Consider the following 17,130-nt stretch of genomic DNA (forward strand, 5'->3'; position numbering starts at 1 on the left):
CTACTGCGACGGCGACGCCCCGGCGGCGGTCAGCTCGGGGAACGACTCGACGTTGGCGTAGGCGACCGCCTGCTCGCCGAGCGTGCGGGCGCGGGCCGCGATGTCGTCGTCGCTGATCTCGCCGTCGCCGATCGTCGTGGCGGCGTTCGGGACGCCGACCTGGTGGGGCAGCGTCCACGCGTCGAGGGCATCACACACCCCGCGGAGGTGGCTCAGCGCCTGCCGTGGGAACCCGCCGCCGGCGACGCACACCAGCCCCACGGTCGTCCCGCCGAGTTCGTCGCGGCCGCAGTAGTCCAGGGCGTTCTTCAGCGGGGCGCTGTAGCTGCCGTGGTACATCGGGGTGCCGAGCACGAGCGCGTCGGCGTCGGCGACACGGGCGCGGAGCGCGGGCGCGTCGCCGGCGTCGCGGTCGTCGCCGTCACGCGGCGGCAGCGACAGCTCCCGGAGGTCGATCAGGTCGGTCGTGACTTCCGTGTCGGTCACGGCGGTGGCACCGTCGAGGACGGTTCGCAGCGCGGTTCGCGTGCCGGAGTCGTCGCTGAGGCTTCCACAGATCGCGACGACGTGTGTGTCGACAGTCATCGTATCCCGCACGTACGGCGGGGGACGTATAAGCGCTCGCGGAACTGGGTTTTTGTAGCTCCCTAGGCGTGTTGGCGAAGCGACGCGAGCATGTCCTCGACCGGCATCTCGGTGACGGCCAGCGAGAAGCCGTCGCGCTTGGCGAGCGCCGGCGCGTGCTCCCAGAGGTCGTCGGGGGACAGCCCGTGGAGCAGGACGGCGCTGGGCGTCGGGTCCACGACCCGCATCGCGACCAGCGGGCTCTCCCCGCGGGAGACGTTCGTGAACCCGAGCACGCGGCTGGTCGACTGGCCGTAGAGCCGGTAGAAGCCGTCGCCGGAGAGGCGCTGGATGGCTTTGATCGAGTCGATGACGGTGTGCCCGGAGACCGTGTCCCGGTCCCCGGGAACGACTTCGGTGGCGTCGACGGCGTCGTAGAGGGCATCCAGTTCGACGGCGGCCGGGTATTCGCGGAGGTCGAGCACCACGTCGCTGTCGAAGCCCGCCGAGAGCACGCGCGCGAACTGCCCGATGTGGGTGCCGCCGCGGCGCTCGTCGATGTCGAGCAGCGCGTTCACCAGGCGGCTGACGAGCGCGATCCCGGGGCTCTCTCGGCGGCCGCTCTCGTAGTCCGAGATGACCGACGAGGACACGTCGAGTTCGTCCGCGAGCGCGGTCTGGGAGACGTCGAAGTCGGTGCGCCACTTCCGGAGCGTGGCCCCGGGGTCGTCGCTGAGCGTGACCTCCCCGGAGATGCGCACGGCAAGCCCCTCCCGTGGGTCGTCGTCGGTATCCATGCCCTCGGTTTGGCTGACGCCCGGGAAAAAACCATCCAAGACGACCCCAGCGCGGACAGCAACCGCTAACCCGCGGCGGCTGGAAGGCGCGGGCATGGTGGACGTGAGACCGTACACGCCGGCGGACGAAGCCGACCTCTGGGAGTTCAAACGGGCGTTCGAGCGCGGCCTGGGTGCCGGCACCGGGGACGAATCGAAAGCCAAGCAGTACGCCGACAAGCTCACCGCGGACTACCGGGCGCGGTGGCTGGACTGGGTGGCCGACTGCGTCGCGGAGTCCCCGGCGTGCGTGCAGGTCGCCGAGTCCGAGGACGGGCTGGTCGGGTACGTGTTCGTTCTGCCCGAGTCGTTGGCGTTCATCTGGGACGCCGCGGTTCTCAACGAGATTTTCGTCCGCGACGCGCACCGGGGACGTGGGGTGGCCGACGAGTTGCTGGCGGCGGCCCGCGAGGTGGTTGCCGGCCAGTCGCTGCCCCTGGACCGGCTCGTGTTGGACGTGGACGGCGAAAACGAGCGCGCGGCGGCGTTCTACGAGCGCCACGGCTTCGAGCACTGGGGGGAGTTGGTCGCCCGGGACTGCTAGCGCGTGACGGCCGCGAGCGCGCCACCGGCCGCACCGAACACCGCGGGGTAGCCGATGCCGGCAACGAGCACGCCCAGCGCGTACTCGACGTGAACGGTGGCCGTGCCGGCGGTGAACCGGAACACGGCGACCCCGAGCACCGCGGCGACGGCGTAGCCGGCGGTGACCCGCACGCCGACGCGCAACCCACGGTCCGCACGCGGGGTGCCGTCGTGTCGGCCGGCGATGAAGCCCGCGACGACCAGCAGGCCCGCGGGAACGAGGAGCAACACCAGGGGCGCGTTTCCGTCGATGATGAGGTTCCGGGAGAGCCGGCTGCCGCCGACCGCGGGTGTGGAGAACGCGACGGCGTGGGCGTTGTAGAACAGCCACCCGACGGCCGTCCAGGTGGGAATGGGGTCGCCGCCGAGCAGGGCGAGAACGGCGTTGTACGACTGGAGGGCGGCCCCGACGGCGTCGGACTGCCAGAGGTACGTGACAGCGTACCCCACCACGTAGGCGGTGATGCCGCCGATGGCGGCTGGGAGCGTGGCGGGGCGTGTCGTCGGCGCGGTTTCAACTGACTGCATACCAGCCCGTGGTGTCCCTGCCGGCAAGTCACTTCTGGGGACGGCGGGCTACGTGGTGGGTGGGGCGTCGGCGCGTGCGGTGATGGCGTCGGGGTGCAGCCGGAAGAACAGGAACTCGGTTTCGACCAGCGGCCGATCGAAGGTGTCCAAAAGCGGGATGTCGACGCGCCGGAGCGCGGAAAGCGCCGTGGTCGAGATGGCGTCGGCGTCCGTCGGCTGGAGGCGGCCGTGGGCCACCACGCTGCACCAGCCGTGGTCGGCCTCGTCGTGGACGACGAACGACACCTCAAGCGGCGTCGTTTCCGGGTCCGGCTTGTCGGTGTCGTCGCCGTAGGACAGCCGGAAGAAAAACGACTCGGTGTCGGGGTCGTAGCCGTACGAAACCGGAAGCGAGTGCGGTGGGCCGGCGTTCTCGCGTCCGAACGAGAGCACGCCGGTGCCGCCGGGCGCGAGGAACGCGTCGCGGTCGTCGGGCTCCAGGTGGACGGCGGTCGTGTCAGTCATGCCATGCGTAGCTACCGAGCGGTGGGGCAAAACTGTAGTGGCCGGCCGGTGCTCCGCAACACCTAACCCGAACTCCCGCGTACGGAGTGTCAATGGTAGATTGGACGGAGAAGTACCGTCCGGCGTCGCTGTCGGAGGTGCGGGGAAACGACACGGCCCGGGACGCGCTGGCGGAGTGGGCGGAGACGTGGCCCGACCACCGCGAGGCGGTGGTGGTTCACGGCAGCCCCGGCATCGGGAAGACGTCGGCGGCCCACGCGCTCGCGAACGACGCCGGCTGGGACGTCGTGGAGTTGAACGCCAGCGACCAGCGCACGGCCGACGTGGTCGAGCGCGTCGCCGGGGAGGCCGCCAGATCGGGCACGCTCACCGGCGGCTCGGGCGGCCGGAAGCTCGTGTTGTTGGACGAGGCGGACAACCTCCACGGGAACATCGACCGCGGCGGCAGCGCGGCGATCACGCGGCTGGTCGATGACGCCCCACAGCCCATCGTCCTGGTGGCCAACGAATACTACGAGATGAGTTCGTCGCTGCGCAGCGCCTGCCGGGAGATCGAGTTCCGGGACGTCTCGAAGCGGTCGATCGTGCCCGTGTTGCGCGACGTCTGCCGCCGGGAGGACGTGACCTACGAGGAGGACGCGCTGGCGGCGATCGCCGAGCAGAACGCGGGCGACCTGCGGTCGGCGGTCAACGACCTGCAGGCGCTCGCCGAGCAGGACCGCACGCTCACCGCCGACGACGTGGTGATGGGCGAACGCGACCGCACCGAGGGGGTCTTCGATTACCTGGACGACGTCATCGCGACGCACAGCGCCCGGGAGGCGCTGCAGGCGGCCTACGATGTCGACGAGACGCCCGACGACCTCCTGAGCTGGGTGGCGGACAACGTGCCCAAGGATTACCGCGGCGGCGAGCTCGCGGACGCCTACGAGTTCCTCTCGAACGCCGACGTCTGGCTGGGGCGCGTGCGGGCGACCCAGAACTACGCGTACTGGCGCTACGCCACGGACAACGTGGCCGCCGGCGTGGCGGCGGCGCGCCGCCACGACCACGGCGGCTGGACGCGGTACGGGCCGCCGAGCTACTGGCGGAAGCTCGGGAGTTCGCGGGCGACCCGGGAGAAGCGTGATTACGTCGCGCGCCACATCGCGGAGACCGCCGGCTGCAGCATGGCGACCGCGCGCAACGACGTCCTCCCGTTTCTCAGGGTGCTCACCCACCACTGCAAGAACCGCGAGCTGACGGTGGCGATGACGGCCGCCTACGAACTGGACACCGAGCACGTGGCGTTCGTCACGGGCTCCGGGGAGACGACGAACAAGGTGGCGTCGATCGTGGCGGACGCCGAGGAGCGCCGGACGGACGCGGCGGTCGACCACTCGGAGGGGGCGTTCGCGGGCGCGGTCCGCGAGGACAGCACCGACGAGGACAGCGCCGCCGACGAAACTACTGACGACGAAGACACCGAAGCCGACAGCCAGCGCGGCCTCGACGAGTTCTTCTAGGCCGTGGCTGCCGTCGGCGGGGTGTGCGCGCGGATCCGCGCGGTCGCGACGAGGAGGGCAGCGATGACGACCGCGAGCGCGTAGTACGCCAGTTGGATCGTGGGGCCGAACGGGAAGAGCCCGACGCCCAGCAGCACCTGGGCGGTCGACAGGAGCGCGACGCCGCCGGTGGCGGCGGCGCTGCGGGTGGCGTTGCGCCGGAGCGACCAGACGAACGCGGTGAACGCGGCCGTGAACAGCGCCAACTCGAAGGTGTGGTGGATGATCTGGATCCAGGAGCCGTACACGGTGAAGATGGTGCCCCGGGAGAACGCCACCTCGAACGGGAGCACTGCGAGCGCCGCGAACACGGCCGTTCTGACGCGGCCGAGCCCGATCCCGGCGGCGTCGCGCATGCGGAGCGCGGTGTAGGTGACGGTGCCCAGGATGGCCATGGCGGCGAGGTGGTGGACGGCTTGCGTGAGTGGCTGGTAGCCGCCGGGCACGAGCCCGCTGAACGTGACCGTCGTGCCGCCCAGGATCACTTGCAGGGGCAACAGGACGATCGCGAGGACGCCCGCGAGCTTGATGTCGCGGGCGTCGAAGTTCCGGTAGGCGGCCGCGCCGGTGCCCAGGATGAAGAACCCGACGACCATCGCGACCGAGCGGTGGAACTGTTCGATGAAGTCGTTGACTGGCAGGCCGAACGGGAGGAACTGGCCGCTACAGTCGGGCCATTGGAGGCCACACGTGGCTCCGGAGCCCGAGACAGCGGTGAACTCCCCGAGGAGAATGAGTGCGAACGTGAGCACGGCGGTCACGGCCGCGAGCTGGTAGGAGCGACGAGCCATATGGGAGGGTTTTGGGCGGCCGTACGTATGCGTGTCGGGTTCGTCGCCCCCGCCCCGAGTTCGACAGGTGACGAAGACGAATACGACGCGTTGGGACAGGTTTTTGCGGGACGCCAGCGCTGGGTCACGTATGGGACTCGATGATGACGCGCTGGACTACCACGCCAGCGATCCACCGGGCAAAGTAGAGATCTCGACCACCAAGCCGACGAACACCCAGCGTGACCTCTCGCTGGCGTACTCGCCGGGCGTGGCCGCGCCGTGTCGTGCCATCGCCGACGACCCCACGAAGGCGTTCACTCACACCACCAAGGGCAACATGGTCGGGGTCGTGTCCAACGGGTCGGCGGTCCTGGGGCTCGGCGACATCGGCGCGCAAGCCGCAAAACCCGTCATGGAGGGGAAAGGCGTGCTGTTCAAGCGGTTTGCGGACATCGACGTGTTCGACATCGAGTTGGACCAGGCGACCGCCGACGAACTGGTTGCCACCGTCTCGGCGATGGAACCCACGTTCGGCGGCATCAACCTCGAAGACATCAAAGCGCCGGAGTGCTTCGAGGTGGAGCGCCGACTCGGCGACGCCATGGACGTGCCCGTGTTCCACGACGACCAACACGGCACCGCCATCATCTCCGGGGCGGCGCTGTTGAACGCCGCGGAGATCGCGGGCAAGGACCTCAGCGACCTCGATGTCGTCTTCTCGGGGGCCGGCGCGTCGGCCATCGCCACGGCGAAGTTCTACGTCAGCCTGGGCGTCGAGCGCGAGCACATCACGATGTGTGACTCCTCGGGAGTCATCACCGAGGACCGCGACGTCAACGAGTTCAAGGCCGCGTTCGCGCAGCCCGCCGACAGCGGCGGCGACCTCGCGGACGCGATGGCGGGCGCGGACGTCTTCGTCGGGCTGTCCGTGGGCGGCATCGTGAACCAGGCGATGGTGCGCTCGATGGCCGACGACCCGATCGTGTTCGCGATGGCCAACCCCGACCCGGAGATCGACTACGAGTCCGCGAAAGCCGCCCGCGAGGACACCGTGATCATGGCCACCGGGCGCTCGGACTACCCCAACCAGGTGAACAACGTGTTGGGGTTCCCGTTCATCTTCCGGGGGGCACTCGACGTGCGCGCGACCGACATCAACGAGGAGATGAAAGTCGCCGCCGCGACCGCGCTGGCGGACCTCGCCAAGCAGGACGTGCCCGACGAAGTGGTGAAAGCCTACGGCGACCAGCCGCTGCAGTTCGGCTCGGAGTACATCATCCCGAAGCCACTGGACCCACGCGTGCTGTTCGAGGTCGCGCCCGCCGTCGCGGACGCGGCGATGGAGACCGGCGTCGCGCGCACCGAGTTGGACCTCGTGGACTACCGGGAGGAGCTGGAGGCCCGCCTCGGGAAGAGCCGGGAGATGATGCGCATCGTCATCAACAAGGCCAAAAGCGAACGACAGCGCATCGCGCTGGGCGAGGGCGGCGACGAGAAGATGATCCGCGCCGCCCACCAGATGCACGAGGCGGGGATCGCCGACCCCGTGCTGTTGGGCGACCGGGACACCATCCAGGGCACCGTCGACGCGCTCAGCCTGGATTTCGACCCGGACGTCGTCGACCCCGACGAGGGCGACCACAGCGCGTACGCCGACACGCTCTATGATCTCCGCAAGCGCAAGGGCATCACGCGCAACGAGGCCGAATCCCTGGTCGCCAGGGACCCCAACTATCTCGGGTCGACGATGGTCGAAGCGGGCGACGCCGACGCCTTCCTCACGGGGCTCACGCACCACTACCCGTCGGCGCTGAAGCCGCCCCTGCAGGTCGTGGGCACCGCCCCGGACACCGACTACGTCGCCGGGGTGTACATGCTGACGTTCCAGAACCGCGTGGTGTTCTGCGCGGACGCAACGGTCAACCAGGACCCCGACGCGGACGTGCTCGCGGAGGTCGCACAGCACACCGCGGACCTCGCGCGCCGGTTCAACGTCGACCCGCGGGTGGCCGTGTTGTCGTACTCGAACTTCGGCAGCGTGGACAACGAGGGCACCCGAAAACCCCGACGGGCGGCACAGCGGCTCCGCGAGGACGACGACATCGACTTCCCGGTGGACGGCGAGATGCAGGCCGACACCGCTGTCGTCGAGGACATCCTCCAGGGGTCGTACGAGTTCAGCGACCTGGACACCGCCGCGAACGTCCTGATTTTCCCGAACCTGGAGGCCGGGAACATCGGGTACAAGCTCCTGCAGCGGTTGGGCGGCGCGGACGCCATCGGTCCGATGCTCGTGGGGATGAACAAGCCGGTGCACGTGCTCCAGCGCGGCGACGAGGTCAAAGACATCGTGAACCTCGCGGCCGTCGCGGCGGCCGACGCACAGCAACGCGAGGACTGACCGGCAGTCAGTCGCCTGCCGGGCGGTCCGACCGCGACGGCGGCGGGATCTGTGGCTCCGTCGACGTGGTCGCGTCCGGCAGCAGGCAGCGGTCCGGTTCGTCGTTGACGTGGGCGTACTGGCTGGGCTCGTTCGCCAGCGCGTGCGCGGGGTTTCGACTGCTGTCGACTTGTGCCGCGCGTATCTCCGCGAACCCGGTGACGCGGGCGCGAATGCCCCGCCAGTGGTGGCGGGCGTCGCGTGGGGCCGAGAACGCACGCACCGGCTGGTAGTCGCGGCGTTGCGTCGCGAGCACGGCCGAGTTCACGTCGCCGGCGAGCGCGTCGTGGTCGACGAGTACGCCGACACTTGCGTCCGGCGGGGTGCGCGCGGCCAGCGTGTCGAGGCCGAGATGCAGCGCTCGGTATTCGGCGACGTTGTTGTCCGGCGCGGTGTCGGGCACGGAGCGCCGCAGGACGCGGCTGCCGTCGCGGGTTTCGATGATCACACCCAGGCCGGCGCCGTCGCTGGCGTACGAGCCGTCGGTGGCGACGTAGAAGTCCCGCCGGTGGGTGTGTGGCGGGTGCGCGATGTGTGGCGTCGGCGCGTCGTCGAAGAGCTCTCGCAGGTTCGGTTGGCCCACAATGGCCATGCACGGTCTACCCGCCGCTGTGGTGTAAATCTGCCGGCGATGTCGGTGCCCGCGGCTGCTGTCGGCAAAACCGTACGCCCTCCGAAAGTATCAATCCGGTCTGGCGCGGAATGCGGGCGTGACGAACCACCGGACTGCGGGCTTGTTTCTCGTGCTTGCGGGGCTGTGGGGGTCGGCGTTCGTCGCGATCAAGGCTGGGCTGGCGGCCGGCTTCCACCCCATCCTGTTCGCGGCCGTTCGGTACGACGTGGCCGGGGTTGTGATGGTTGCGTACGCCGCCCTCGTGGCCGACGACTGGCTGCCGCGGTCGCGGGCCGACTGGACGACCGTGGGGATCGCCGCGGTGTTGATGATCGCGGCCTACCACGCGTTCCTGTTCGTCGGCGAGCAGACCACCAGCAGCGCCGTGGCGGCGATCGTCGTCAGCCTCAGTCCGGTGCTCACGGCCGGGTTCGCGCGTGCGGTCCTGCCCGGCGAACGCCTGTCGATCGGCGGCGTGGTCGGGCTCGGTCTCGGGCTGGCCGGCGTCGTCGTGCTCTCGAACCCGGACCCGTCGAACCTCATCAGCTCCACGTCGCAGGGCGTGGGGCTCGTGTTCGCCGCGACGGCGTCGTTCGCGCTCGGGAGCGTGCTCACCCAGCGGATCGACGACGCGCTCGACAGCGAGGCGCTGGAGGCGTGGGCGATGGTGTTCGGCGCTGTCGTGATGCACGTCGCCAGCATCGCGGCCGGCGAGCCACAGACGATCCCGTGGACCGCGGAGGCGGTGTTCGCCGTCGCGTACCTCTCGGTGGGCGCGAGCGCGGTCGGGTTCCTGATCTACTTCCGGCTGCTGGACAGCCTCGGCCCCATCGAGATCAACCTCGTCGGATACGTTGCGCCGGTGTTCGCGGCGGTCGTCGGGCTCCTGTGGCGTGGGGAGGCGATCACCGCAACAACCACCGCCGGGTTTTGCATCGTCTTCGCCGGGTTCTGTGTGCTGAAGCGGCGCGCGATCGCGGCGGAACTCCGGGCGCTGAGCGAGTGACCGGCGGCGCTGTCAGCGCCGGGCCGCGTCGGTGATGCGGTCGCGCTGGGTGGCGGTCAACTCGATGTTGGTGGCGGCCATGTTCTCGCGCAACTGGGCCGGCGTGCGCGCGCCGGTGATCGGGGCGGCCACCTGATCGTGGTGGCGCAGCCACGCCAGCGACACCTGCGCGGGCGTCGCGTCGACCGCGTCGGCGACGGCTTCGACGGCGTCCAGGGTGTCGAAGTTCGACGGCGTGAGATACGAGTCGACGAACTGCTGGTCGGTTGCGCCACGGCTGCCGGCGGGTGGCTCGGCATCCCGTTCGTATTTTCCGGTGAGGAAGCCGCCGGCGAGCGGCGACCACGGGACGACACCGAGGCCGTACTCCCGACACATCTCCAGGTAGTTCCCGACGATCTCGCGGTTGACGGCGTTGAACCGTGGCTGTGCGACCGTGAACGGCTCGGAGCCGCGGCGGGCGGCGATCTCGTTCGCCTTCGCGATCTTCCAGGCGTTCGGGTGGAACGTCGAGGCACCCAGGTAGTGGACGGTGCCCTCGCGGACGAACCCGTTGAGCGTGCGCATGAGCGCGTCCGCGGGCGTGGCGTCGTCCCAGCGGTGGATGTAGAGGATGTCGATGTAGTCGGTACCGAGGCGGTCGAGGATGTTGTCGACGCTCGCCCGGAGATGTTTGCGGTTCAGACCACGGCCGTTCGGGGCGGTGCTGGTCGGCCAGTAGACTTTGGAGGCGATGACGTAGCGGTCCCGGTCGCGGTCGGCGAGCCAGTCGCCGATGTACCGTTCGGCGCGGCCGCCGCCGTACATGTCGGCGGTGTCGATGAACCGGCCGCCGGCGTTGGCGTACGCATCGAGCAGCTCGTGGGCGCGCTGTTCGCCCACCTCGATGTCGCCGGCGTCTGTTTCGCGGCCGAAGCGCCACGTCCCGAACGCCAGCTCGGTGACGCGGAGTCCGGTGCGGCCCAGCGGCACAGCATCCAATCCCATGTGTCGGGGAACGGAAACGGGGCGGTTAAGCGACGCGGCTTCGCGTGGCACCGCCTCAGTTGGTTCGGTGGCGGTGGCCGACCAGCAGCGTGGCCGCGTGCACGCCGATCAGCGCGGCGAGTGCGGTTTGCACGGGAACCGACTGGGGGCCCATGATGATGAGGGGGAGATAGAGGAACGGGAGCGCGACGGCCAGCCAGAATCCGGCGACCTCCAGGGGCTTCAGCAGTGTTGCGGAGGCGGGCGTGGGGACGGCCCCGGTGGGCGACGACTGAGAGGGGGTTGACATATGGAGTGGCACCTCGTGTACGCAACCGTATGTCCGCCCACCCCATATAGGGGGGCGACGGTTGGCCGCGTTTCACCATGGTTTATCGCGATAAATGTAAATCGAGCAACTCTTTATGAGAGTCTAAGCTATGTTTAGACAGTTTATTGGTTGTTCTCGTGCCGTTACGGTGGTTCGGTTGTAGTATGGGATTAGTGGTCACTCCACGGAGACATCACTCCAGTCATCGAAGACGTAGCTCCGGAGGTCGTACTCCGCGGCGAGCGACTGGGACAGCGTGTCACCACGGTAGTCGATGACGCCGTCTTCGAGCACGGTCACAGTGTCCGCGACGGTCAACCCGAACCCGACGTCGTGGGTGGCGATGACCGTCGTGATGCCGTCGGCGGCCAGCGAGGACACGAACTCCACGATCGTCCGGCAGCCGGCGCCGTCGAGGCCCGCGGTCGGCTCGTCGAGCAACACGTACTCGGGGTCCATCGCCAGCACGCCGGCCAGCGACACGCGCTTCTTTTCGCCGCCGCTGAGCGTGTTACACAGCCGCTCGGACTGCTCGCTGAGGTCGAACGTCGAGACGACGTCCTCGATGCGGTCGGTGTCCTCGATGCCGGCGTTCCGGGGGCCAAACGCGATGTCCTGTTGGACCGTCGGTGCGACCAGCTGGTCGTCGGGGTTCTGGAAGATGAGACCGACCCGGAGCCGGAGTTCAGTCAGCGAGTCATCGTCGTACGCGATCGGCGTGCCGCCCACCGAAACGGTGCCAGCGTCCGGCTCGAGCAGGCCGTTGAAGTGACGCAGTAGCGTCGACTTCCCCGCGCCGTTGCGCCCGAACAGGACGGTCACGTCGCCGGTTTCAGCAGTGAAATCCACACCGTCGAGCACAGTCGTGTCGCCATGCGAGAAGCGTAGGGTCGTTGTTTCAATCATGTGTAGAAGTCGGGGCCCGCGAACGGGGACTGGAGGCGTGCACGCCACCCGCGGTCACACGCCCCAACCGGTGACCGCCAACACCACAAGCACAGTTCCCACGTACCCGTAGCCCGTGTTTGGTGTTGTTGGTGTCGGCAGCGTCCCGTCGTAGCCGCGCGCCTGCATCGCGTCGTCGAGGGCGTCGGCCCGCGACAGCGAGCGCACGAACAACGAGAACGCGAGGGCTTTCGACGTGGCAAGCGTCGTCCGGCGAGTGCGAAAGCCGAGCCGCGAGGACGCGGCCAGTTCGAGGCGCGCGAGTTCGTCGAACAGTGTTTGGATCGCACGATACGTGAGCAGTGAGACGTCCACGACGAATCGGGGGCATCGAAGCGACTGGAGGGCCCCCACCACCTCCGGGACGGGCGTCGTCACGATCAGGTAGCTGAGGATCGTGACCGAGCTGAGCGACCGAAGGCCGGTCGTGAGCGTGCGCTGGATGCCCGGCCAGGACACCGCAAGCGGGCCGACACTGACGGCCGCCGGTCCGGGGGTGAACACTGCGATGAGCGCCAGCGTCGGGGCCAGAAAGTACACCGGCAGCCGGAGGACCCCGAGGTAGTCGCGGCCGCCGGCGTCCACGCCAAGCGTACCGAAGCACGCGAGCGCGCCGGCGTACGCCAGGCGGTGTGGGGCGGCGACGACCAACACGAGCGCGGCAACCGCGAAGTAGACGTTCAACCGGCCGGTCACCCGGGGCGTTGCGGCGACCTGGATCTGTTCGATGGTCGTGTGATGCATGCGCTACGGCAGGTCGGAGCCCATGTCCTGTGACTGCCCGCGGGGCCGATCACGCCCGAGGTAGTAGCCGATGATGATGCCGCCGACGGCCGCCTGGATGCTGAACAGGAGGCTCTCGATCTCGCCGCTCGGGGGCGTCCACAGGCTCTGGAACCACGGCTCGTAGGACGGATTGATCGTCGTGATGGTGTCGTTGGCGACCCCATCAGTACCACCCCACGCGCCGGCGCTCACGAACGAGAACACGACGAGCGCGCCCAACAGGATGCCACCGGCGGCGAGCCAGCGGTTCATGCTGTCACCCCCAGTCGCGTCGTGATGGACTGGCGCGACATGGCGATGTAGCCGATGAGGCCGGCGGCGAACGCGCCTTCAACGATGCCGATGGGGATCTGCGTGATCGAGAACACGCTGGCGAACCTGACGACGGAGTCGACAACGCCGGCGACCCCGGGCCCGGACGGGAACGCGACGCCGAGTTGGATGGAGGTCACGAGATACGTCGTCCAGTCGGCGATGACCGCGGCCGCAAACGTTGCTTTCTGGAGGTCGAGATAGGGGTTCAGCGCGCGGAAGACGACCCAGCCGGCCACCGGGCCGACGACGCCCATCGAGACGACGTTCGCACCGAGCGTCGTGAGTCCGCCGTGACCCAACAGGAGGGCTTGGTAGAGCAACACGATCGCAGAGAGGAACGCCGTGACTGCGGGCCCGAACAGCACGACCGCGATGCCGGTCCCGGTGGGGTGTGATGTGCTGCCCATGACCGACGGGATCTTGAGGGCGGACAGCACGAAGATGAACGCGGCGGCGACGGCGATGTGTGATTTGTTTAGTTCGTCGTTGCGTGCGAGGCGTGCGGTTTTCAGCGCGCCGTAGCTGATGACGGGGATGGCGACGACGAACCACACGAGCGCCCAGATTCCGGGGAGGAACCCTTCCGTGATGTGCATGTGTAGTGGTGAGTGGTTCGGCCCGACGCAAAACAATTATGGATTAGATAGAACAACTGAATTTGTATTCCAGCGGGTCCGTCCGGACCGCGTCGCGCAGTACAAACACGGGGTCCCGTGATGACGTGCCGACGGCAAACCTACGCGTTTCCCACTCGTGCATATAATCACTGTGGCCGATTATGGGCGAGTGGCAACAGCCCAGGCGTGTTTCAACACTCACCCAGGTATGAGTGCTATGGGCCGCGCTCCAGACCGACGCACGTTCCTCCGTAGCGCCGTCGCCGGTGGGTTGGCCGCTATCGCCGGGTGTGCTGATCGGACCACCACAGGGACGACTAACCAACAGCCAACGACAACCCACACCGAAACGCAGCCCTCGGAGATGAGTCTGCACGAATGGGTGGCGAGCGCGAACACGCCGGAGAGCTGGACCGACCACCGCAGCGACGCCACAGTATCAATCGCAGTCGGTGGCCACGACCTCCCATATGCGTTCCAGCCCGCGCTCACGCGTGTTGCACCTGGAACAACTGTTACGTGGGAATGGACCGGCTACGGCGGCGTCCACAACGTCATTGCTGTTGACAGTGCCTTCGATAGCGGGGACTCCACCGCCACCGAGGACCACACATTCACACACACGTTCACGGAGATAGGTACACACAGGTATGTCTCGGAGCCGGATCGTGAGTCCGGCATGAAAGGCATCATCGCCGTCGAAGAATATCCGACCAGTGGCTACCCGGACGTCGACCGCTGGCTTTCCTCGGTCCACGATTATGACGGAACGGTTGTCACCGACACCACGACAGTAACAGTGGGCGACACCAGCTCGGGCAGTACTCAGTTCGACCCGCTTGTGCTGAAAGTACCCGAGGGAACGACTGTCCAATGGAAGTGGGCGGGCGAGGAAAGCGGCGGCGCCCACACCGTTGCGTTCAAATCCGCGGCCATCGGGATTCGGGAGCTCCGATCTGAGCCCGGCGTTCACGTCACGCACACGTTCAACTCGACGGGTACGTATCGGTACTTCTGCTCGCCGCACTCGGAGCTCAGCGGCAGGGGGGCGGTCATCGTCGAGTGACGGCTGGCGGCGATCTTCGAAATCAAACGGACGATGTTGCGACTACCAGGTTGCTGTATCGCAGGAGTGCCCGGGGAGGGTTTTGAACCCTCGATCTCCGCATGTCCCAGGTTCGAGGCTCGGCGGGCCTCGCGGACATGCTGAGCATCCACGTGGCAGTGGGATGCCGCACCGAAGCTCGATACCCTATGAGTGCGGCGCTATGACCAGCTAAGCCACCCGGGCTCGTCTTGCCGTATGGTGGTCCCGTTCTTTAACGTTCTCATCTACGTCGACCACCCGCCGGGTTTAAGCCGAGTCGGTGGCTTCTGGCCTACATGGACGTACCTTCGCTCGTGCAGTCCTCACTCGGCGATGAGGACGTTGCAGCACACGTCTCGCTGAAGGGGGAAGACGCGCTGTTCGTGACGCCCACGCGCAGCCTGCTGTACACCGACGATGGGTTGCTGAGCGACGAGTCGGTCTCGGAGTATCCCCACGACGCCGAAGCGATCCGGGTCAGCGACGGCCGCCGCAAAGCAACCATCAGCCTCGACTACGGGCTGGACGGCGATGACTCCTTTTCAGTGCCGTCGGGCAGCCTCGACGACGTGTTGCATCCGATCCTCGCGGGCGTGCTGAACGCCGCCGACGTCACCGAAGCCGGGGAGACGGTGCGGCGGTCGTACCGGTTCAGCGAACTCACGCTCGTCGTCACCAGCAACCGCGTCGTCAAACACGTCGGGTCCGCCGTCTGGGGGCTCGACTTCGAGGAGATCGTCTTCGAGACGGTGACCGGGCTGTCGACCGAAGACGGCAACGTTTCGAGCCAGCTCGTCCTCGAAACGACCCAGCGAACGGAGCGCATCAAGGCACCCAACGACAAGTTCCGCGCCGTCCGTGAGGCCGTCGAGGACGCAGTGTTCGCGTACCACGACGTGACCAGCGCGGCCGAGTTGGCCGCCGCCAACAGCCCCGAGCAGACCGACAGCAGCGGCGGAGAGGTGTCCTTCGGGAGTGGCGTGGACCCCATCGACACCAGCACCGTCGGCGAGGACGACGCCCCCGCGGCGGGCGCGAACGCAGCCCAGCAGGCCGGCGCTGCGGGCGCGATGGAACGCGCGAGCGGGACTGACGGCACGGAACCCGCCGGCAACCGCAACACCCGCGGGGCGAAACGCGGCGTTCAGGCCACCGCCGACGACGCGGAGTTCGAATCCAGCGGGTTCCAGACGGCGGCCGCGAACGTCGAACCAGCGGTTGATCCGGACGAACTCGCGGCCGAACTCGCGGACATGACCGCGGTCGTCGACGAGTTCGCGGACACCATCGACAAGCAGCACGCGGTCATCGATGACTTCGCGGACACCATCGACCAACAGCGCGCGGTCATCGACGCCCAACAAGCAGTCTTAGACGAGCAACGCGAACGCCTCGACGACCTCCAGGCGCTCATTCCCGACCAGTAACGATCCGGATACACGACGACCCGAACGGCCCGACTTCTCCCGCATCGAACTGGATGAAGTGTCCGGTCGACAGCGAGCACCCACAGCGCCGACACGAGAACGCCCCGTCTTTTCGGATCACGTCCGCGTCGAAGTCGACGTGTCCGCCACCCTGGGGGTAGATCCGCCCGGCGTCGCGTTCGATGAGCCCGCGCTGCTCGGCCGCGTCGAGGATCGCCCGCGTGGTCCGTGGATTGGTGGTGACGGCTTCGATGCGGTCGACGGCGTCCGCCACGGACAGCGACTCGAATTCGAGGGCTGCGAGCAGTTCCACACCGACCTCAACCCGGTCGGTGTCCCCGTCTGATCCGCTGTGCCCGGGCATACCACCCACTCCGGGGACGGCGCACTTCAGGGTTGCCCGCTGGGGTGACACGGCAAGCCGGGCGCTTTTGTGTCCGTCACGGCTACCGCCTGGCGATGCGACGGTACGCAGCGTGGCTCGCGGTTGGCGGTGGTCTCGCGGCGGCTGCGGTGGTCGTCCGGCCGACGCGGGTGCTCGGTGCACTCCGACACGCGGCCGTCAGCCCCTGGTTTCCGGCTGTGTTGGTCGCGCTGTATGCGGTCCGGCCGTTCCTGGCGTGGCCGATCAGCGCGCTGTCCCTGCTCGTCGGGTTCAAATACGGACTGGTCGTGGGAGTTCCGATCGCCCTGGTGGGTGCCGTCGCGACCAGCCTGCCGCCGTACCTGATCGGACGGGGTGCGCCCAGGGACGGGCGCGTGTTCGGCCGCCTCTCGGCGGGCAGCCGGCGGTATTTCGACGCCGCCGGCGGGCTGCGCGGGCTCGTCGCGGCCCGCATCGCACCGACGCCCGCGGAGCCGGTGTCGGCCGCTGCGGGCGCGGGCGGCGTCACCCCTCGCGTGTTCGGGATCGGGACGCTGGTCGGGGAGTTGCCGTGGGTTGTCGGGGCGGTTGCGGTCGGCAACACGTTCGACGCGTTCGATCCGCTCGGCGCGTCGGTGACGCCGGCGTACGCGATCGCGGGCGGCGCGGTGGCGGCGGCGCTCCTCGCGCCGATCGCGTACCGGCGGCTCCGCCGGGCTTAGGACAGCCAGAACGTGTCCGCGCAGTCATAGACGACGCCGTGCTGTGGGCAGACGTACTTGCAGTGGCGCTTGAACAGGGCGGCGCTGCACCGCGGACACCCCGGGGCCTCGGTCGGCATACACGATCGCTACGCCGCGGCGAACAAAAGCGTGTTCGTCACACGCGGGCGGCTACTG

At 68.3% G+C, this 17,130-nt stretch carries 21 protein-coding genes and 1 tRNA gene; 7 read left to right on the forward strand and 15 right to left on the reverse strand.

Going from position 1 to position 17,130, the window contains the following annotated elements; translation table 11 throughout:
* Nucleotides 1–585: an NADPH-dependent FMN reductase gene (locus ACOZ32_RS11725; RefSeq protein ID WP_205250883.1), complete on the reverse strand. Its 585-nt coding sequence runs from the start codon at nt 583–585 to the stop codon at nt 1–3.
* Between the two features lie 62 nt (nt 586–647).
* A complete protein-coding gene (locus ACOZ32_RS11730) occupies nt 648–1,361 on the reverse strand; it encodes a helix-turn-helix domain-containing protein (RefSeq protein ID WP_012289362.1) in 714 nt (237 codons plus the stop codon).
* 94 nt (nt 1,362–1,455) lie between these two features.
* Between ACOZ32_RS11730 and ACOZ32_RS11735 the strand changes: the two genes are divergently transcribed.
* Nucleotides 1,456–1,944, forward strand: a complete 489-nt coding sequence (locus ACOZ32_RS11735) for a GNAT family N-acetyltransferase (protein ID WP_205250884.1) — start codon at nt 1,456–1,458, stop codon at nt 1,942–1,944.
* On the opposite strand, the gene ACOZ32_RS11740 is transcribed toward ACOZ32_RS11735, so the two are convergent.
* On the reverse strand, nt 1,941–2,513 hold the full coding sequence (locus ACOZ32_RS11740; RefSeq protein ID WP_205250885.1) for a transporter: 573 nt from the start codon (nt 2,511–2,513) through the stop codon (nt 1,941–1,943). The two genes, ACOZ32_RS11735 and ACOZ32_RS11740, sit on opposite strands and share 4 nt — an antisense overlap.
* A gap of 48 nt (nt 2,514–2,561) precedes the next feature.
* On the reverse strand, nt 2,562–3,017 hold the full coding sequence (locus tag ACOZ32_RS11745; protein WP_205250886.1) for a pyridoxamine 5'-phosphate oxidase family protein: 456 nt from the start codon (nt 3,015–3,017) through the stop codon (nt 2,562–2,564).
* Nucleotides 3,018–3,109: 92 nt separating this feature from the next.
* Between ACOZ32_RS11745 and ACOZ32_RS11750 the strand changes: the two genes are divergently transcribed.
* Nucleotides 3,110–4,522 (forward strand): replication factor C large subunit, encoded by a 1,413-nt coding sequence (locus ACOZ32_RS11750; RefSeq protein WP_205250887.1) that lies wholly within the window; start codon nt 3,110–3,112, stop codon nt 4,520–4,522.
* Here ACOZ32_RS11750 and ACOZ32_RS11755 read toward each other — a convergent pair.
* Nucleotides 4,519–5,352, reverse strand: a complete 834-nt coding sequence (locus ACOZ32_RS11755) for a COX15/CtaA family protein (RefSeq protein WP_424335238.1) — start codon at nt 5,350–5,352, stop codon at nt 4,519–4,521. The genes ACOZ32_RS11750 and ACOZ32_RS11755 overlap by 4 nt on opposite strands.
* Before the next feature lie 130 nt (nt 5,353–5,482).
* On the opposite strand from ACOZ32_RS11755, the gene ACOZ32_RS11760 reads away from it, so the two are divergent.
* Entirely contained in the window at nt 5,483–7,735 is a 2,253-nt protein-coding gene (locus ACOZ32_RS11760; RefSeq protein ID WP_424335239.1) for an NADP-dependent malic enzyme, read from the forward strand.
* 7 nt (nt 7,736–7,742) lie between these two features.
* Here ACOZ32_RS11760 and ACOZ32_RS11765 read toward each other — a convergent pair whose 3' ends face one another.
* Complete coding sequence (locus ACOZ32_RS11765) at nt 7,743–8,366, reverse strand: hypothetical protein (RefSeq protein WP_010903184.1); 624 nt, start codon at nt 8,364–8,366, stop codon at nt 7,743–7,745.
* A 118-nt stretch (nt 8,367–8,484) separates the two neighbouring features.
* Here ACOZ32_RS11765 and ACOZ32_RS11770 point away from each other — a divergent pair, with 118 nt between their 5' ends.
* Nucleotides 8,485–9,393, forward strand: a complete 909-nt coding sequence (locus ACOZ32_RS11770) for a DMT family transporter (RefSeq protein ID WP_205250890.1) — start codon at nt 8,485–8,487, stop codon at nt 9,391–9,393.
* A 12-nt stretch (nt 9,394–9,405) separates the two neighbouring features.
* On the opposite strand, the gene ACOZ32_RS11775 is transcribed toward ACOZ32_RS11770, so the two are convergent.
* The 6 genes from ACOZ32_RS11775 to ACOZ32_RS11800 all read right to left on the reverse strand — a co-directional run bounded on the left by ACOZ32_RS11775 (nt 9,406) and on the right by ACOZ32_RS11800 (nt 13,332).
* Nucleotides 9,406–10,380, reverse strand: coding sequence for an aldo/keto reductase (locus tag ACOZ32_RS11775; RefSeq protein WP_205250891.1), 975 nt, complete (start codon nt 10,378–10,380; stop codon nt 9,406–9,408).
* Nucleotides 10,381–10,435: 55 nt separating this feature from the next.
* The gene (locus ACOZ32_RS11780) at nt 10,436–10,669 is read right to left on the reverse strand and encodes a hypothetical protein (RefSeq protein WP_010903187.1); all 234 of its coding nucleotides are present in this window, start codon (nt 10,667–10,669) and stop codon (nt 10,436–10,438) included.
* 198 nt (nt 10,670–10,867) lie between these two features.
* Nucleotides 10,868–11,596 carry an energy-coupling factor ABC transporter ATP-binding protein gene (locus ACOZ32_RS11785; RefSeq protein ID WP_205250892.1) on the reverse strand — a complete coding sequence of 243 codons (729 nt, stop codon included), beginning with the start codon at nt 11,594–11,596 and terminating at the stop codon, nt 10,868–10,870.
* 54 nt (nt 11,597–11,650) lie between these two features.
* Nucleotides 11,651–12,379, reverse strand: coding sequence for a cobalt ECF transporter T component CbiQ (gene cbiQ, locus ACOZ32_RS11790; protein WP_205250893.1), 729 nt, complete (start codon nt 12,377–12,379; stop codon nt 11,651–11,653).
* Between the two features lie 3 nt (nt 12,380–12,382).
* The gene (locus ACOZ32_RS11795) at nt 12,383–12,673 is read right to left on the reverse strand and encodes an energy-coupling factor ABC transporter substrate-binding protein (protein ID WP_205250894.1); all 291 of its coding nucleotides are present in this window, start codon (nt 12,671–12,673) and stop codon (nt 12,383–12,385) included.
* Nucleotides 12,670–13,332 carry an energy-coupling factor ABC transporter permease gene (locus ACOZ32_RS11800; RefSeq protein WP_205250895.1) on the reverse strand — a complete coding sequence of 221 codons (663 nt, stop codon included), beginning with the start codon at nt 13,330–13,332 and terminating at the stop codon, nt 12,670–12,672. Before ACOZ32_RS11800 ends, ACOZ32_RS11795 begins: the two co-directional genes overlap by 4 nt.
* Before the next feature lie 385 nt (nt 13,333–13,717).
* Here ACOZ32_RS11800 and ACOZ32_RS11805 point away from each other — a divergent pair, with 385 nt between their 5' ends.
* Nucleotides 13,718–14,419 carry a plastocyanin/azurin family copper-binding protein gene (locus tag ACOZ32_RS11805; protein ID WP_285253446.1) on the forward strand — a complete coding sequence of 234 codons (702 nt, stop codon included), beginning with the start codon at nt 13,718–13,720 and terminating at the stop codon, nt 14,417–14,419.
* Nucleotides 14,420–14,486: 67 nt separating this feature from the next.
* On the opposite strand, the gene ACOZ32_RS11810 is transcribed toward ACOZ32_RS11805, so the two are convergent.
* Nucleotides 14,487–14,644 (reverse strand) — tRNA-Met (locus ACOZ32_RS11810).
* Between the two features lie 92 nt (nt 14,645–14,736).
* On the opposite strand from ACOZ32_RS11810, the gene ACOZ32_RS11815 reads away from it, so the two are divergent.
* Nucleotides 14,737–15,867, forward strand: coding sequence for a DUF7115 domain-containing protein (locus tag ACOZ32_RS11815; protein ID WP_285253445.1), 1,131 nt, complete (start codon nt 14,737–14,739; stop codon nt 15,865–15,867).
* Here the strand turns inward: ACOZ32_RS11815 and ACOZ32_RS11820 are convergent.
* Nucleotides 15,851–16,231 carry a DUF5830 family protein gene (locus tag ACOZ32_RS11820; RefSeq protein WP_010903194.1) on the reverse strand — a complete coding sequence of 127 codons (381 nt, stop codon included), beginning with the start codon at nt 16,229–16,231 and terminating at the stop codon, nt 15,851–15,853. The two genes, ACOZ32_RS11815 and ACOZ32_RS11820, sit on opposite strands and share 17 nt — an antisense overlap.
* A gap of 95 nt (nt 16,232–16,326) precedes the next feature.
* Here ACOZ32_RS11820 and ACOZ32_RS11825 point away from each other — a divergent pair, with 95 nt between their 5' ends.
* The gene (locus tag ACOZ32_RS11825) at nt 16,327–16,953 is read left to right on the forward strand and encodes a TVP38/TMEM64 family protein (RefSeq protein ID WP_424335240.1); all 627 of its coding nucleotides are present in this window, start codon (nt 16,327–16,329) and stop codon (nt 16,951–16,953) included.
* On the opposite strand, the gene ACOZ32_RS11830 is transcribed toward ACOZ32_RS11825, so the two are convergent.
* Entirely contained in the window at nt 16,950–17,072 is a 123-nt protein-coding gene (locus ACOZ32_RS11830) for an HVO_2523 family zinc finger protein (protein WP_010903196.1), read from the reverse strand. The genes ACOZ32_RS11825 and ACOZ32_RS11830 overlap by 4 nt on opposite strands.
* Between the last annotated feature and the right edge of the window lie 58 nt (nt 17,073–17,130).

Origin of the sequence: Halobacterium sp. MBLA0001, assembly GCF_049705385.1 — an archaeon.
GTDB lineage: Archaea > Halobacteriota > Halobacteria > Halobacteriales > Halobacteriaceae > Halobacterium > Halobacterium salinarum.

Bases quoted from the DNA above. Each gene is read 5' to 3' on its own strand.
- ACOZ32_RS11725 (WP_205250883.1), bottom strand. From the start codon at position 585: ATGACTGTCGACACACACGTCGTCGCGATCTGTGGAAGCCTCAGCGAC.
- ACOZ32_RS11730 (WP_012289362.1), bottom strand. From the start codon at position 1,361: ATGGATACCGACGACGACCCACGGGAGGGGCTTGCCGTGCGCATCTCC.
- ACOZ32_RS11735 (WP_205250884.1), top strand. From the start codon at position 1,456: ATGGTGGACGTGAGACCGTACACGCCGGCGGACGAAGCCGACCTCTGG.
- ACOZ32_RS11740 (WP_205250885.1), bottom strand. From the start codon at position 2,513: ATGCAGTCAGTTGAAACCGCGCCGACGACACGCCCCGCCACGCTCCCA.
- ACOZ32_RS11745 (WP_205250886.1), bottom strand. From the start codon at position 3,017: ATGACTGACACGACCGCCGTCCACCTGGAGCCCGACGACCGCGACGCG.
- ACOZ32_RS11750 (WP_205250887.1), top strand. From the start codon at position 3,110: ATGGTAGATTGGACGGAGAAGTACCGTCCGGCGTCGCTGTCGGAGGTG.
- ACOZ32_RS11755 (WP_424335238.1), bottom strand. From the start codon at position 5,352: ATGGCTCGTCGCTCCTACCAGCTCGCGGCCGTGACCGCCGTGCTCACG.
- ACOZ32_RS11760 (WP_424335239.1), top strand. From the start codon at position 5,483: ATGGGACTCGATGATGACGCGCTGGACTACCACGCCAGCGATCCACCG.
- ACOZ32_RS11765 (WP_010903184.1), bottom strand. From the start codon at position 8,366: ATGGCCATTGTGGGCCAACCGAACCTGCGAGAGCTCTTCGACGACGCG.
- ACOZ32_RS11775 (WP_205250891.1), bottom strand. From the start codon at position 10,380: ATGGGATTGGATGCTGTGCCGCTGGGCCGCACCGGACTCCGCGTCACC.
- ACOZ32_RS11780 (WP_010903187.1), bottom strand. From the start codon at position 10,669: ATGTCAACCCCCTCTCAGTCGTCGCCCACCGGGGCCGTCCCCACGCCC.
- ACOZ32_RS11785 (WP_205250892.1), bottom strand. From the start codon at position 11,596: ATGATTGAAACAACGACCCTACGCTTCTCGCATGGCGACACGACTGTG.
- cbiQ (WP_205250893.1), bottom strand. From the start codon at position 12,379: ATGCATCACACGACCATCGAACAGATCCAGGTCGCCGCAACGCCCCGG.
- ACOZ32_RS11795 (WP_205250894.1), bottom strand. From the start codon at position 12,673: ATGAACCGCTGGCTCGCCGCCGGTGGCATCCTGTTGGGCGCGCTCGTC.
- ACOZ32_RS11800 (WP_205250895.1), bottom strand. From the start codon at position 13,332: ATGCACATCACGGAAGGGTTCCTCCCCGGAATCTGGGCGCTCGTGTGG.
- ACOZ32_RS11805 (WP_285253446.1), top strand. From the start codon at position 13,718: ATGAGTCTGCACGAATGGGTGGCGAGCGCGAACACGCCGGAGAGCTGG.
- ACOZ32_RS11815 (WP_285253445.1), top strand. From the start codon at position 14,737: ATGGACGTACCTTCGCTCGTGCAGTCCTCACTCGGCGATGAGGACGTT.
- ACOZ32_RS11820 (WP_010903194.1), bottom strand. From the start codon at position 16,231: ATGCCCGGGCACAGCGGATCAGACGGGGACACCGACCGGGTTGAGGTC.
- ACOZ32_RS11825 (WP_424335240.1), top strand. From the start codon at position 16,327: ATGCGACGGTACGCAGCGTGGCTCGCGGTTGGCGGTGGTCTCGCGGCG.
- ACOZ32_RS11830 (WP_010903196.1), bottom strand. From the start codon at position 17,072: ATGCCGACCGAGGCCCCGGGGTGTCCGCGGTGCAGCGCCGCCCTGTTC.